The organism is Thiobacillus sp. (assembly GCF_013693775.1).
GTDB lineage: Bacteria > Pseudomonadota > Gammaproteobacteria > Burkholderiales > Thiobacillaceae > Thiobacillus.
The window spans coordinates 958,981-972,500 of the sequence record NZ_CP059257.1; the positions used below are offsets into that span (position 1 = coordinate 958,981).

The 13,520-nt window shown below is 64.4% G+C and carries 15 protein-coding genes; 4 read left to right on the forward strand and 11 right to left on the reverse strand.

All coding sequences use genetic code 11. The features are described 5' to 3' along the window. Positions 1-6: 6 nt before the first annotated feature. The 3 genes from lpxK to HZY77_RS04735 form a co-directional block, all read right to left on the reverse strand. On the reverse strand, positions 7-996 hold the full coding sequence (lpxK, locus tag HZY77_RS04725) for a tetraacyldisaccharide 4'-kinase (RefSeq protein WP_296819274.1): 990 nt from the start codon (positions 994-996) through the stop codon (positions 7-9). A gap of 8 nt (positions 997-1,004) precedes the next feature. Next, the gene (locus tag HZY77_RS04730; RefSeq protein WP_296819276.1) at positions 1,005-1,421 is read right to left on the reverse strand and encodes a biopolymer transporter ExbD; all 417 of its coding nucleotides are present in this window, start codon (positions 1,419-1,421) and stop codon (positions 1,005-1,007) included. A gap of 8 nt (positions 1,422-1,429) precedes the next feature. Further along, positions 1,430-2,035, reverse strand: a complete 606-nt coding sequence (locus tag HZY77_RS04735) for a MotA/TolQ/ExbB proton channel family protein (protein WP_296820829.1) — start codon at positions 2,033-2,035, stop codon at positions 1,430-1,432. Positions 2,036-2,368: 333 nt separating this feature from the next. Here HZY77_RS04735 and xseA point away from each other — a divergent pair, with 333 nt between their 5' ends. Then, positions 2,369-3,724 (forward strand): exodeoxyribonuclease VII large subunit, encoded by a 1,356-nt coding sequence (gene xseA, locus HZY77_RS04740; RefSeq protein ID WP_296819278.1) that lies wholly within the window; start codon positions 2,369-2,371, stop codon positions 3,722-3,724. 5 nt (positions 3,725-3,729) lie between these two features. Here xseA and miaA read toward each other — a convergent pair whose 3' ends face one another. Beyond that, a complete protein-coding gene (miaA, locus tag HZY77_RS04745) occupies positions 3,730-4,671 on the reverse strand; it encodes a tRNA (adenosine(37)-N6)-dimethylallyltransferase MiaA (RefSeq protein ID WP_296819280.1) in 942 nt (313 codons plus the stop codon). Positions 4,672-4,826: 155 nt separating this feature from the next. Between miaA and HZY77_RS04750 the strand changes: the two genes are divergently transcribed. Next, complete coding sequence (locus HZY77_RS04750) at positions 4,827-5,849, forward strand: class I fructose-bisphosphate aldolase (protein WP_296819282.1); 1,023 nt, start codon at positions 4,827-4,829, stop codon at positions 5,847-5,849. A gap of 94 nt (positions 5,850-5,943) precedes the next feature. Here the strand turns inward: HZY77_RS04750 and HZY77_RS04755 are convergent, their stop codons facing one another. From HZY77_RS04755 to tsaE, 6 genes are all read right to left on the reverse strand, one after another. Then, entirely contained in the window at positions 5,944-6,399 is a 456-nt protein-coding gene (locus HZY77_RS04755) for a ligand-binding protein SH3 (protein ID WP_296819284.1), read from the reverse strand. Between the two features lie 148 nt (positions 6,400-6,547). Then, positions 6,548-6,910 (reverse strand): S24 family peptidase, encoded by a 363-nt coding sequence (locus HZY77_RS04760; RefSeq protein WP_296819286.1) that lies wholly within the window; start codon positions 6,908-6,910, stop codon positions 6,548-6,550. A 62-nt stretch (positions 6,911-6,972) separates the two neighbouring features. Continuing rightward, positions 6,973-8,745 carry a DNA mismatch repair endonuclease MutL gene (gene mutL, locus HZY77_RS04765; protein ID WP_296819289.1) on the reverse strand — a complete coding sequence of 591 codons (1,773 nt, stop codon included), beginning with the start codon at positions 8,743-8,745 and terminating at the stop codon, positions 6,973-6,975. Beyond that, on the reverse strand, positions 8,742-9,281 hold the full coding sequence (locus HZY77_RS04770) for a hemerythrin domain-containing protein (RefSeq protein ID WP_296819292.1): 540 nt from the start codon (positions 9,279-9,281) through the stop codon (positions 8,742-8,744). The genes mutL and HZY77_RS04770 overlap by 4 nt, the downstream gene beginning before the upstream one ends. Next, positions 9,278-10,486 carry an N-acetylmuramoyl-L-alanine amidase gene (locus tag HZY77_RS04775; protein WP_296819294.1) on the reverse strand — a complete coding sequence of 403 codons (1,209 nt, stop codon included), beginning with the start codon at positions 10,484-10,486 and terminating at the stop codon, positions 9,278-9,280. The genes HZY77_RS04770 and HZY77_RS04775 overlap by 4 nt, the downstream gene beginning before the upstream one ends. Continuing rightward, entirely contained in the window at positions 10,468-10,953 is a 486-nt protein-coding gene (gene tsaE / locus HZY77_RS04780) for a tRNA (adenosine(37)-N6)-threonylcarbamoyltransferase complex ATPase subunit type 1 TsaE (protein WP_296819296.1), read from the reverse strand. Before tsaE ends, HZY77_RS04775 begins: the two co-directional genes overlap by 19 nt. On the opposite strand from tsaE, the gene queG reads away from it, so the two are divergent. Beyond that, on the forward strand, positions 10,948-12,006 hold the full coding sequence (queG, locus tag HZY77_RS04785; RefSeq protein WP_296819299.1) for a tRNA epoxyqueuosine(34) reductase QueG: 1,059 nt from the start codon (positions 10,948-10,950) through the stop codon (positions 12,004-12,006). The two genes, tsaE and queG, sit on opposite strands and share 6 nt — an antisense overlap. 26 nt (positions 12,007-12,032) lie before the next feature. On the opposite strand, the gene HZY77_RS04790 is transcribed toward queG, so the two are convergent. Next, positions 12,033-12,647 carry a cation transporter gene (locus HZY77_RS04790; protein WP_296819301.1) on the reverse strand — a complete coding sequence of 205 codons (615 nt, stop codon included), beginning with the start codon at positions 12,645-12,647 and terminating at the stop codon, positions 12,033-12,035. A gap of 68 nt (positions 12,648-12,715) precedes the next feature. Between HZY77_RS04790 and murI the strand changes: the two genes are divergently transcribed. Beyond that, positions 12,716-13,513: a glutamate racemase gene (gene murI, locus HZY77_RS04795; RefSeq protein WP_296819303.1), complete on the forward strand. Its 798-nt coding sequence runs from the start codon at positions 12,716-12,718 to the stop codon at positions 13,511-13,513. The last annotated feature ends 7 nt before the right edge of the window (positions 13,514-13,520 follow it).

A 13,520-nucleotide genomic window follows, 5' to 3' on the forward strand; every position in this document is an offset into this window, starting at 1 on the left:
ACGCAATTATTGTTTGAGGCGTGCGCCCAGCCAGCGAACAAATCCATTTTCCGGGGTGACCTCCAGTTCCACCGCCCACCAGTCCGGCCCCGCGAATTCCCGGCATTTTACCGCGTCTTTTTCGGTCATCAGCACCGCCCCACCCACGGGCAGGTCCGTTGGTCGGAAAACGTGGTGATCGGGGAAGGCTTGCGGGCGATAGTGCAGGCCGTGTCGGTCGAGCATGGCGAAGAATCCCTGCGGTCGGCCTATCCCGGTCGCGGCAAGCCAGTCGTGCGGCGGCAGGTCGCGTAGCGCCAGCTNTTCCTGCGGGGCGCACAAGCGATAGGCGCGTCCCGCATTGTAGCCGGCCCGCCAGCCTGTGACCGAGCGATAGGTGCGCGGCTCGGCAGTACCGCGCACCACCTGGACGACCGCATCGACGCTGGCCAGCCGGGCAGCGGGTTCGCGCAGCGGCCNCGCCGGCAGCGGCCAGCCATTGCCCAGTCCGGTCGTCGCATCGATGACGGCCAGTTCGATGTCGCGACGCAGACGGTAATGCTGCAGACCGTCGTCGGACACGATCACATCCACGTCCGGATGGCATTCGAGCAGCATGCGCGCTGCCGCCACCCGGTCGCGTCCAACCACGACCGGCGCGTCCGTCTTGAGTCGAATCAGCACGGGTTCGTCGCCCACCTGCGCCGGCGGGCTGTCGGCCTGCACCTCGACACAACCGCGTGCCGTCCCACCATAGCCGCGGCTGACGANCCCGGGACGATAGCCCTGGCTGCGCAGCCAGTTCACCAGCCAGATCACCAGCGGCGTCTTGCCGCTGCCGCCGGCCGTGATGTTGCCGACCACGATCACCGGCACACCGACCGATACCGCGTGCAGCCAGCCGCGCCGATACGCCAGGCGCCGCCCTGCGGACACGACGGCGAACAGCATGGCGAGCGGCAGGAGCAGCACGGCGAGCACGCCCGTGCGTGCCCAGACATGCTGTAGCGAAGACATGGGCCCGCTTAGGGGTTGGTTTGCGTGGCGAAGGTAATGCGGGTCAGCCNCTCGCGGCGCGCCGCTTCCATCACGTTCACCACGGATTGATGGGTGGCGCGCGCATCGGCGTTGATCACCACGACCGGCCTGTTCTCGTTGGCGGCGGCTTTCTTCAGTGCGGTGGCCAGGCCATCGATCGATGCATCGCCCACGACCGTGCTGTCGATCTCGTAGCGGCCATCCTCGGAAACGGCCACCTCGATCTGCTTGGGCGGGCTGGGCGTCTGGGCAGCACTGCTGGTCGGCAGGTTGATCTTGAGTTCGGCGAAACGCGCGTAGGTCGTGGTCACCGCAAGAAAGATCACGATGACGAGCAGGATGTCGATGAACGGAATCAGGTTGATTTCCGGGTAGTCCTCGCGGCGGCCTTTTCTGAAATCCATAGCTGCATTTACTTCCGGTCGCCGTGGACGATTTCCACCAGCTTGATCGCCTGCTGCTCCATGTCGACCACGAGCGATTCCACTTTGGCCCGGAAGTAGCGATAGAAAATCATTGCCGGGATCGCCACGATCAGGCCGAACGCAGTGTTGTAGAGCGCGATCGAAATGCCATGTGCCAACTGGCCGGGATTGGTGCCGCCGCCGGTCTGCGCGCCGAAGATCTCGATCATGCCGATCACCGTGCCGAGCAGTCCGAGTAGGGGTGCCATGCTGGCGACAGTGCCGAGCGAGGTCAGAAAGCGATCGAGTTCATGGGTCACGGCGCGTCCGGACTCCTCGATGGACTCCTTCATGATCTCGCGTGAGTTGTGGGCGTTCTTCAGCGCGGTCGCGAAGATCCGTCCCAGCGGCGAGCCATCGGCCAGATGCGTGACCAGTTCCTGCGTCACGCCGCGTTCCTGATAAATCTTGATCGTCTCCAGCAACAGACCCGCAGGGGCGACCTCCCGGCTGCGCAAGCTGTAAGCACGTTCGATGATGATGGCCACGGCGAGAACCGACGCCAATATCAACGGCCAGACCGGCCAACCGGCCGCCTCGATGATGGCAAGCACTGAATACCACTCCCAATAAAACAACAGGCGAAATGTAGCGCTCACGCGCCGGTTTCGGCAAGCACCAATTTTAGACCGTCGGCATTTTCAGTCGGGGCCCGAGTTCTCCACAATTGATGTGGATAAGTCTGTGAAGAACGCCCTGCCGGGTTCCCTAAGCGCCCGCCCACAAAGGAAAAAGTGGTTTGGCCCAAAAGTAGACAATAAGCTTACCCCTTTAAAATCAAGAATTTACAAAAAGACAACTATCGTCAATAGGGTTATCCAATTTTTTGTGATCGTTTGGTGACTGTGCATGAACCGTACCGAGCCCAAGCCGTTATCCTGCACGCCATGGATTTCCCGGACGACTTTCCCGACAACGCGCCCGCCCTGCCCGTGCTCACCGTCAGCGAACTCAATCGCATGGCGCGCCGCGCGCTGGAGTCGCAACTCCCATTGCTCTGGGTGGAGGGCGAAGTCTCCAACTTTACCCGTGCCGCCTCCGGCCACTGGTATTTTTCCCTGAAGGATGTGAACGCGCAGGTGCGCTGCGTGATGTTCCGTGGGCGCAACCAGTTTGCCGATTTCACNCCCGCCAACGGCGACCACGCCGAGATCCGCGCCCTGCCTTCGCTGTACGAAGCGCGCGGCGAATTCCAGCTGGGCGCCGAGGCGATCCGCCGCGCCGGTGCCGGGCGGCTGTATGAAGCNTTTTTGAAACTGAAGGCCAAGCTGGAAGCCGAAGGCCTGTTCGACCCGATGACGAAACGCGCCTTGCCGCGCTTTCCACGCACCGTGGGCATCGTCACCTCGCCTCAGGCCGCCGCTCTGCACGATGTGCTGACCGCGCTGGCGCGCCGCATGCCGGGCCTGCCGGTGATTCTCTATCCCACCCCGGTGCANGGGGCCGGTGCCGGCGCGCAGATCGCTGCCGCCATCCGCACGGCGGGCGAGCGTGCCGAATGCGACGTGCTGCTGGTATGCCGCGGCGGCGGCTCGCTGGAGGATCTGTGGGCATTCAACGACGAGGCGGTGTCGCGCGCGATCGCCGCCAGCCCGATGCCGGTGGTGAGCGGCGTCGGCCACGAAACCGATTTCACCCTGGCCGACTTCGCCGCCGACCTGCGCGCGCCAACGCCCACGGCCGCGGCCGAACTCGCCAGCCCGGTGCGCCAGGAGCTATTGCAGCAACTGGATCACCTGTCCCGCCAGCTCCACCATCATCACGCGCGCAGGCAGCACAGCGAGATGCAGCGGCTGGATTACCTGGCGCGGCGGCTGGTCCACCCGGCCGAGCAGTTGCGCCGCCGACAGACCGAATTGAACCAGTTGGCGCAGCGTCTCCACCACACCAGCGGCACGCGCCTGACGCGCGAACAATTGCGCATCGCACGCCTGAGTCAGCGGCTGGTCACGCCGCGCCATGTCATCCAGCGCGAACAACAGCGCCTGGGCGCGCTGGGGCTGCGCGCGCAACGCGCGGTTCAGGGCGGTTTCGGTCAGCACCGGCTCACTCTGGCGCGGCTGGCCAGCAGCCTGGCCCACCTCAACCCCGAAGGCGTGCTGGCGCGCGGCTACAGCATCGTCCAGCGGGAAAACGGCAGCGTGGTCCAGGATGCCGCGGTGCTCGATGCCGGTGANAAAATCGGCATCCGTCTGCACCGCGGGCAGATCCGCGCCACGGTCGATTCCACCCGCGAGGACTGAGCGGCTTACGACCTTAAATGGCGGGCCACGAGGTCCATCGCCTGCGCGCCCAGATCGTCCGCGAGACAATCCAGCTCCACCACGTCAGGCCACGAGCGCAGCCAGGTCAGCTGGCGCTTGGCGAGCTGGCGGGTGGCGGCGATGCCCTGCTCGCGCAAGTCCTTCAGATCGACTTCGCCGTCGAGATAGGCCCAGGCCTGGCGGTAGCCGACTGCACGCATGGACGGCAGATCGGCGTTGAGCGCGTAACAGCGGCGCAGGGTGTCCACTTCGTCGATCAGGCCTTCGGCGAGCATGGCATCGAAGCGCGCGGCAATGCGCTGGTGCAGCACCGCGCGTTCGGACGGGATCAGGGCCAGTTGCAAGACGCGATACGGCAGTTCGGATTGCACACGGTCGAGCAGCGCCGACATCGGGGTGCCGCTGAGCCGGAAAATCTCCAGCGCACGGCCGATGCGCTGCGAATCGTTCGGTGCCAGTCGCGCGGCGGTCGCCGGATCGACCGCAGCCAGCTCGGCGTGCAGCGCCGGCCAGCCGCGCGCGGCCGCCTCCGCCTCCAGTTCCTTGCGCAACGCCGCATCGGCACGCGGCAAGTCGTCCAGTCCCTGTAGCAGCGCGCGAAAGTACAGCATGGTGCCGCCGACCAGCAGCGGCACCCTGCCGCGCGCGGCGATGTCGGCCATCAACCGCCGCGCGTCGTCGCAAAACGCTGCGGCGGAATACGTCTCGGTCGGGTCGCGGATATCGAGCAGATGGTGGGGCGCGCGGGCGAGCGTGGCCGCGTCGGGCTTGGCGGTGCCAATGTCCATGCCGCGATACACCAACGCCGAGTCGACGCTGATGATCTCGAGCGGGAAGCGCTCGACCAGGCCGACCGCCAGCGCGGTCTTGCCCGAGGCGGTCGGGCCCATGAGGAAAATGGCGGGCGGATGGCTGGATACAGGCATGGGGGCGATTATCCCCAGCTTTCCGTCGCGGCCGGCTCCCGTGTATGCGGAAAGTCCCCATGGAGCGCAACCATTTAAGGTCTAGAGTGAGAGACAGCAGGCAGGATGTCTGCCTGAAATCCGATGCGCTTATCCAATCCGGAGGGCCGTAGTCCATGAATACCGACGAACTCAGATCCGTGGCGAATGCCATCGTCGCACGGCAGAAAGGCGTGCTGGCAGCAGACGAAAGCAATCCCACCATCAAGAAGCGCCTCGATTCGATCCAGGTGGAGTCCACCGAGGAAAATCGCCGCCGCTACCGTGAAATCCTGTTCACCACCGCAGGAATCGAGCGCACCCTCGGCGGCGTCATCCTGTTCGATGAAACCCTGCGCCAGCATACCCGCGACGGCATTCCTTTCCCCAGGCTGCTGGCAGACCGCGGTATCGTTCCGGGCATCAAGGTCGACCAGGGTGCCAAGGCGCTGGCAGGCCACCCCGGCGAGAAGGTGACCGAGGGACTGGACGGCTTGCGCGACCGGCTTGCCGAATACAAGCAGCTGGGCGCGCAGTTCGCGAAGTGGCGGGCCGTGATCGAGATCGACGAACGTGCTATCCCGTCCGCTTTCGGCCTCCGCGCCAATGCCCACGCGTTGGCGCGATATGCCGCGCTGTGCCAGGAGGCCGGGCTGGTGCCGATCGTCGAACCGGAAGTACTGATGGACGGCGCCCACGGCATCGAACGCTGCGAGGCAGTGACGGCACAGGCACTGCAGGCCGTGTTCGCCGAACTCGACGCCCATGGCGTGCTGTTCGAGGGCATGCTGCTGAAACCGAACATGGTGATCGCCGGCAAGAAGTGCGCACACCAGGCCGGCGTAGAAGCGGTGGCCAAAGCTACGCTACGCTGCCTCAGGCGCTATGTGCCGGCCGCGGTGCCGGGGATCGTGTTCCTGTCCGGCGGGCAGAGCGCGGAAGACGCGACCGAGCATCTCAATGCCATGAATGCGCTGGGACCGCAACCATGGCAGGTCAGCTTTTCCTATGGACGGGCACTGCAGGCACCGGTGCTGGCCGCCTGGCAAGGTCGGGAAGACCGGGTCGCGGCTGCGCAACAGGCACTGCTCAAACGTTGCAACCTCAATGGCCTGGCCCGCGACGGACAATACGTACGCGCCATGGAAAGCGCAGCCTGATCCCGGCCACTTGGCCACGTATGACGGCACGGTAGAACGTGCCATAAAAAGCGGCAGGGTTTCCCTGCCGCTTCGACTGCCGGTGCCCGAGACGTCAGGCCGCGTGCGCGTACTGCGTCTTGGCCTTGCGTGCCGCCTCGATTTCTTCCGGGCCATAGGCCTTGCCGGACCACAGCATTTCGTAGGCGATCTCTTCGTTGCCGTTTTCACAGAGATCCAGCACTTTCTGGAACAGCGGCTGGAAGGTTTNCGAACGATGCGATCTCTCGTGGTTCTCGAAATCGGTCCAGAACGTCACGATCAAGGCTTCCTTGCCTTTCATCGGGCTTTCGACAGCCTGGCCGATGGTCGAGCCTTCGTTCGACACCTGGCCGGAGTTCAGGGCAACGAAACCGCCGACGAAACCGGTATCGGAATGGTAGGTTTTGACGTTCTCACACAGAAACGCCACCCGTTCCTGCAAGTCGTCCACCGTGTATTCCGGTTTCAGAACCACCCGGTTGACTGTCACGATACCGTCGGTCGGAAAATTAGCGATCAATCCACTCATGGTTTTTCTCCTGTTGTAGAAGGGAAGTACTGCGACTCCAGTCTACATACCTGAGTAATTTAGTCAACTAATTTATTTAATTTATCTATGTGTCAATCATAATTTCTGATAATGATTCCCGACCAGGCTGACCCTATGGATCAACAAATCATATGTATCTTTNTTGTTCTCTCCGTCTGCCGGGGCGCTTCTTCATGATCACCACGCCCTTGGCGACGTCGATATCGGCAACCGGAATGTTCTCGTACANGGGATTGAGCGGCTTCAGCATCCAGCCGTCGTCCCGCTTCACGATCTGGCGGAAGATGTATTCCTCGTTCACGTAGGCCACCACATAGGAGCCGTCCTTGACCAGACCGGACGGCTCGACCACGATGATCTCGCCTTCCTCGAATTCCGGCATCATCGAATCGCCCAGCACCATCAACGCGTAGGGTTCGGCGCTGGCGCAGTTGCTGGCCTCGTTGACCTCCTGGATGGGAATGGTTTTGCGTTCGGTACGTTCGTTCATGATGGGCTCGCTTCGCCAAATTAATTAGCCAAAGCTTATATATAAACGCGCCAGTCGCAAAATCAACGGCCGCGCATGAACATGGCGTCGAGTTCTCCGAGGCTGACCTGGAACCAGGTCGGACGGCCATGGTTGCACTGCCCGGCCCGTTCGGTGGCCTCCATTTCGCGCAACAGCGCGTTCATCTCGGGCAGCGTCAGACGGCGGTTGGCGCGCACCGCGCCGTGGCAGGCGAGTGTCGCCAGCAATTCGTTGCGCCGCTCGGCAAGCAGACGCGCCACGCCGAATTCGGCAATTTCGGCCAGCACGGCGCGGGTCAACTCGACCGGGTCGGCGTCCTTCAGCAGCCACGGCACCGAACGCACCGCCACCGAGGTTGGCGATGTCACCGACAATTCGAACCCGATCCCGGCCAGTTGATCCAGATGCGGGCTGATTTCCGCCACATCGCGGGCGTCGACCGTCAGCGTGACGGGGATCAGCAGGGTTTGCGCCGGCACGGCGCGCGCATCCAGCGCCGTCTTCAGCTTTTCGTAGACGACGCGTTCATGTGCGGCGTGCATGTCGACCAGTACCATCCCCTGCGCGTTCTGCGCCAGCACGTACACGCCGTGCAGTTGGGCCAGCGCATAGCCCAGCGGTGGCGCATCGGCCCCGTCATCGGGCACGAGGCGCATCGGCGGCACAACTGGCCTCTCCGAATCCTGCACCCCGGCCCCCTGGTCCAAAGGCGCATAGAACGCCATCGCTTCGTTCACCTGCAGCGGCATCGCCGTTTGCCGGGGCGCGACCCAGCCTGGCTGCGGGGAAGCCTGCGACGGCCGGGATGCGGCCACGGCGACATCCGCCGCCACCGGCGCCGACAGCAGGCGCTCGACCGCATGGAACAGGAACTGGTGTACGCCGCGACTGTCACGGAACCGGATCTCGGTCTTGGCCGGATGCACGTTGACGTCGACCAGATCCGGCGGCAGTTCGATGAACAGGCAATACGCCGGATTCAGCTGGTGATGCAGGACGTCGCGGTAGGCCTCCTTCAAGGCGTGGACGATCAGCTTGTCGCGCACGTAGCGGCCATTGACGAATACATGCTGGCTGTCGCGGCTGCCCGTGGCGGCGCTGGGACGGACCACCCAGCCGGACACCCGCAGCACGCCGGCAGCGGCCTCGACTGCGATGCTGTTCTGCTCGAACGCCTCGCCCAGCACCTGGCGTACTCGCGCATAGGCAGGCTCGGCATTGAGGCGCAGTTGGGTCCGGCCATTGTGGCTCAGCGTGAACGACACCTGCGGGTTCGCCAGGGCCAGGCGACGCACGGTCTCGGCGCAATGGGCGTATTCGGTAGCTTCGGTCTTGAGGAACTTGCGCCGCGCCGGGGTGCTGANAAACAGGTCCTGGATGTCGATCGTGGTGCCTGTGGCGCGCGCGGCGGGCGCCGGCGCGTCGAGGCGTCCGCCTTCGGCCTGTACTGCCCAGGCGTGCTCGGCATCTGCACTGCGGCTGGTGAGCTGAACCCGCGCGATGGCGGCAATCGATGCCAGGGCCTCGCCGCGGAATCCCAGGCTCGCCACCTGCTCCAGGTCGGCCAGGCTGGCGATCTTGCTGGTGGCATGACGGGTCAAGGCCAGCGCCAATTCGTCGCGTGCGATGCCGCCGCCGTTGTCGGCGACGCGAATGCGCTTGATGCCGCCCTGTTCCAGATCAATCTGGATGTCGGTGGCCCCGGCATCAAGGCTGTTTTCCAGGATCTCCTTGAGCGCCGCGGCCGGACGTTCGACTACCTCGCCGGCTGCGATCTGCGAAATCAGCACATCGGGCAGAACGCGGATGGTCATAGCGAGCCCGCAAACGCGACACCCCGCCGGGCAGCCATGGCACGTCCCAGACGCTCGATGGCGGCAGCATCCAGAACCTGCCGTGCCAGCGGCAGCACATGGGTGTTCTCGAATTCGAGATGGCTGCGATTGAGTGCGACGAAACGTTGCGTCAACGCCTCATCCAGCGTGGCAGCCGAGCCGGCTTCGATCTGCTGCAGCTGGCCGCGCAGCCGTCGCCACAACAGCGCCAGTTCGTCGTGTTCCAGGGTCAGGGTTTCGACCAGATCGCAGGCGCCCGGCGCGCCGGCCTGTTCGAGCAGCGGAAACAGGTTGCGTTCCTCGTCGTCGTGGTGATGCACCGCAGCCGTATCGAAATAGGTCAGGATCGCGCCCGCCGCCTGCTGTGCCTGGGCATCCGCACCATGTGCCGGCAGATGCGCCAGCAGTTTGCCGAGGGTATCGCACTGCCGGGCTATGCGGCCATGACACGCTTCCAGCACATCGAGCGGCCGGTCGAATCCAGGGGCCGCCGCACCGAGCAGGCTCACGGTCATGGGTTGCGCGTCAGCCGCGACGGCGCAGTCAACGGATGCTTGGCGAAGTAATCCTTGACGCCATCGACGATGGCATCCACCAGCTTGTCCTGGTAGCCGGGGTCGTTGAGGCGTTTTTCTTCTTCAGGGTTGGAGATGAACGCGGTCTCGATCAGGATCGAAGGAATGTCGGGCGCCTTCAGTACGGCAAAGCCCGCCTGCTCCACCTCGCCCTTGTGCAGCGTATTGACGCCGCCGATTTCCTTCAGCACCGCCCGCCCCAGTTTCAGGCTGTCGTTGATGGTGGCGGTCTGCGACAGATCGATGAGCGTGCGCTTGAGGAAGGGATCCTTGACGTCGACGTTGACGCCGCCGATCAGGTCCGCGTCGTTTTCGCGTTTGGCCAGCCAGCGCGCGGCGACCGAGGTCGCGCCATTCTCGGACAGGGCAAACACCGACGAGCCACGCGCGTGCGGCTTGATGAAGGCATCGGCATGGATCGACATGAACAGGTCGGCCTTCAGCGCACGCGCCTTGACGACCCGCTGCCCGAGCGGCACGAAATAATCGCCGTCGCGGATCAGGACGGCATGCATATTTTCCTGGGCGTCGATTTTCTGTTTGAGCTTCTTGGCCAGCGCCAGTGTGATGTCCTTCTCGTGCGAGCCGTTCGCCCCGCTGGCACCGGGATCCTCGCCGCCATGGCCGGCATCGACCGCCACCGTGATCAGTCGCGTGTATTGTGGCACTTCCGGTTTGGCTGGCGTGGCCACTGCAGGCTGCGAGGTCGCGGCCGGGTCGCTTGCCACCGTATCACCCGCCTGGGCCGGGTAGATATCCACCACCAGACGATGCGCATACTGTCCCAGCGGCTGCAGCTGGAATATGGAAGGCTTGACGGCTGTTTTCAGGTCCAGCACCAGACGCATCACCCCGGNGCGGTTGAGTCCCACGCGGATCGCGCCGATGTAGGGATCGTCCGGGCTGAGTTGTCCGGCCAGCGCGTCAAGCGCCGCACCCGCCTCCACGCCCTCAAGATCGACCACCAGCCGCTGCGGGTTCGACAGCATGAAGTATTTGTACGCGACCGGTTGTGGCGCCTCCAGGGTGATCCGCGTGTAGTCGGACGACGGCCACAGACGGGTGGCGCTGAGTTGCAGCGCCTGGGCCCAGCCCGACGCAAGCAAACCGCACAGCAGGAAAATTCTCAACAAGGCGTGCAACATGTCTCCAGATAGTGGGCGCCGCGCGGGCTCGCCGCTTCACATTCAATTTCGCGCGCATCGTCGGCGATTGTCAACCGGATGACCACATCCGGGGCAGGCAACCAGCCGGCAGCCTTGTCCGGCCATTCGATCAAGCTGACCACCCGGCCATCGCTCACGTCGCGAAATCCGGCGTCAAGCCACTCGCGCGGATCATGCATACGATATAGATCAAAATGATACAGTTCAAATGTAGGCAGGTTGTAGCTTTCTACCAGCGTATAGGTCGGACTCTTCACCCGACCGCCATAACCCAGCGCGCGCAGCACCCCGCGCACCAGTGTCGTCTTGCCCGCACCGAGATCGCCTTCCAGATAAAAAGTCAGCCCTGCCGTCATTCCCTGCGCCAACTGCGCGCCGAATGCCAGCGTCGCAGTCTCGTCGGCCAGATGGCGACGGCAGTGCACGGTATCATCGGTCTTATGCATGAGCAGGATTTAACTCGACTGGCGCAGCAAATCAAGCAATGGGGGCGCGAGCTCGGCTTTGCCGCGGTGGGCATTGCGGACGGCGAGCTGAGCGCCGCGGAGGCAGGCTTGCAGGCATGGCTGGATCGGGGCTTTCATGGCGAGATGGATTATATGGCGGTGCACGGCACAAAGCGCAGCCGGCCGGCCGAACTGGTGCCCGGCACCGTGCGCATCATCAGCGCGCGGCTGGATTATTTTCCGCCCGACGCCCTCGATCCGCATGCGGTGCTGGATGATGCCGCCGCCGCCTACATCTCCCGCTATGCGCTGGGCCGCGACTACCACAAGGTGTTGCGCAACCGGCTGCAAAGCCTGGCCGAAAAGATCAGCACAGAAATCGGCGACCATCATTTCCGGGTCTTCACCGACAGCGCGCCGGTGATGGAAGTCGAACTCGCCACGAAATCCGGCCTCGGCTGGCGCGGAAAGCACACCCTGCTGCTGAGCCGGCAGCACGGCTCGTGGTTCTTCCTCGGCGAGATCTATACCGACCTGCCGCTGCCGGTGGATGTGCCGGAAGCCGAGCACTGTGGCACCTGCCAGGCCTGCATCGACATCTGCCCCACACAAGCCATCGTCGCGCCCTATTCGCTCGACGCACGGCGCTGCATTTCCTATCTCACCATCGAGCTGAAAGGCAGCATTCCTCCTGAGCTGCGTCCGCTCATCGGCAACCGCATCTATGGCTGCGACGACTGCCAGCTGGTGTGCCCGTGGAACCGCTTTACGCAGACCGCCGCGCTGCCTGACTTCGGCGTCAGGAACGGGCTCGACAGCGCGCGGCTGGTCGAACTGTTCACCTGGAGCGAGATGGACTTCAACGACCGTCTGGCCGGCTCGGCTATCCGCCGCATCGGGCATGAACGCTGGCTGCGCAATATCGCCGTCGCGCTGGGCAACGCGCCGCCTTCGCCTGAAATTGAAGCAACGCTCAATGCTCGCCTGGACCACCCGTCCGAACTGGTTCGCGAGCATGTCGCGTGGGCGCTGGCGCGTCAGAAAGCGGCTTAAGCCGCCCGCAATTCCTGCCGCGCTATTTAATTCACGCGCAACTCGCGCTGCGCATGCCGGATAACCGACGCGCCCGAGTTCAACGCCAACCCCGCCAGCACCAGCGCCACCGCGATATCCGGCCAACCATGCGCGGTCGCCCACACCCCGGCTGCCGCTCCCATCACCGCCAAGTTGCCCAGCGCATCGTTGCGCGAACACAGCCACACCGAACGCGCCTGCGCGTCGCCCTGGCGATGCGCATACAGCAGCGCGGCGACACCGACGTTGATCGCCAGCGCCAACAGGCTCACCCAACCCATGATGAACGGTTCCGGCACCACGCCCGCCGACCACTGCCAGGCCGACTTGCCGAGCACGAACACACCGTAACCGACCATCAGCCACCCTTTCCACAGCGCTGTGCGCGAGCGCCACACCGGCGCCAGGCCGAGGACGAACAGCGCCACGCCGTAGTTGCCGGCATCGCCGAGGAAATCGACCGCGTCGGCCAGCAGCGACACCGACTGCGCCGCCAGGCTGGCAACGATCTCGACGCCGAACATCAGTACGTTCAGCACCAGCGCAATCCACAGCGCACGCCGGTAGCCCGGGTCGGGCGGCGCCGCGTTGCACACCGAATCGCAACCGCAGCCGCTCATGCCGGATGCCGCCACAGGCGGCCCTGAAGGTAAAATACTGGCTCTGTCATCCCGCCATCCTGCCACCCATGTCCACGAATGCACACTCCCCAATCGGCGTATTCGATTCCGGCATCGGCGGGCTGACCGTGGTGCGCGCGCTGATGGAGCGCCTGCCCTACGAGAACATCGTCTATTTCGGCGACACCGCGCGCGTGCCCTATGGCGTGAAGTCGGTCGAGACCATCGCCCACTTCACCACCCAGATCGCGCAATTCCTGCTGGAAAAAGACGTCAAGCTGCTGGTCATCGCCTGCAACACCATGGCGGCGGTGGCGGCCCAGGTGGTCAAGGACCTGTCGCCGGTGCCGGTGCTCGACGTCATCGACGCCGGCGCGGTGTCGGCGCGCGGCGGCAAGAAGATCGGCGTCATCGGCACGCCCACCACCATCAACAGCAACGCCTACGCGCGCGCCATCCACGACTACGCGCCCGACTCGCGCATCCATTCGCAGGCCTGCGCGCTGTTCGTGCCGCTGGTGGAGGAAGGCTGGCTCGACCACGAAGTCACGCGATTGGCGGCACAGGACTACCTGAAGCCTCTTCTGGCCGAGCACATCGACACCCTGGTTCTCGGCTGCACCCATTACCCGCTGCTGAAGCCGCTGCTGCGCCAGGTGGTCGGCGACGAGGTCGCACTGGTCGACTCCGCCGAAGCCATGGCCGAACAGGTCGCGGCCGTCCTGGCGGAGAAGCATCTCGCCAACCCCAGCCATGTCCAGCCGCGTTACGATTTCTACGTCACCGACGTGCCGCTGCGCTTCCAGACCATCGGCGAGCGCTTCCTGGGGCGCACGCTCAACAACGTGCACGTGGTGAAGTGGTGATCGCAAA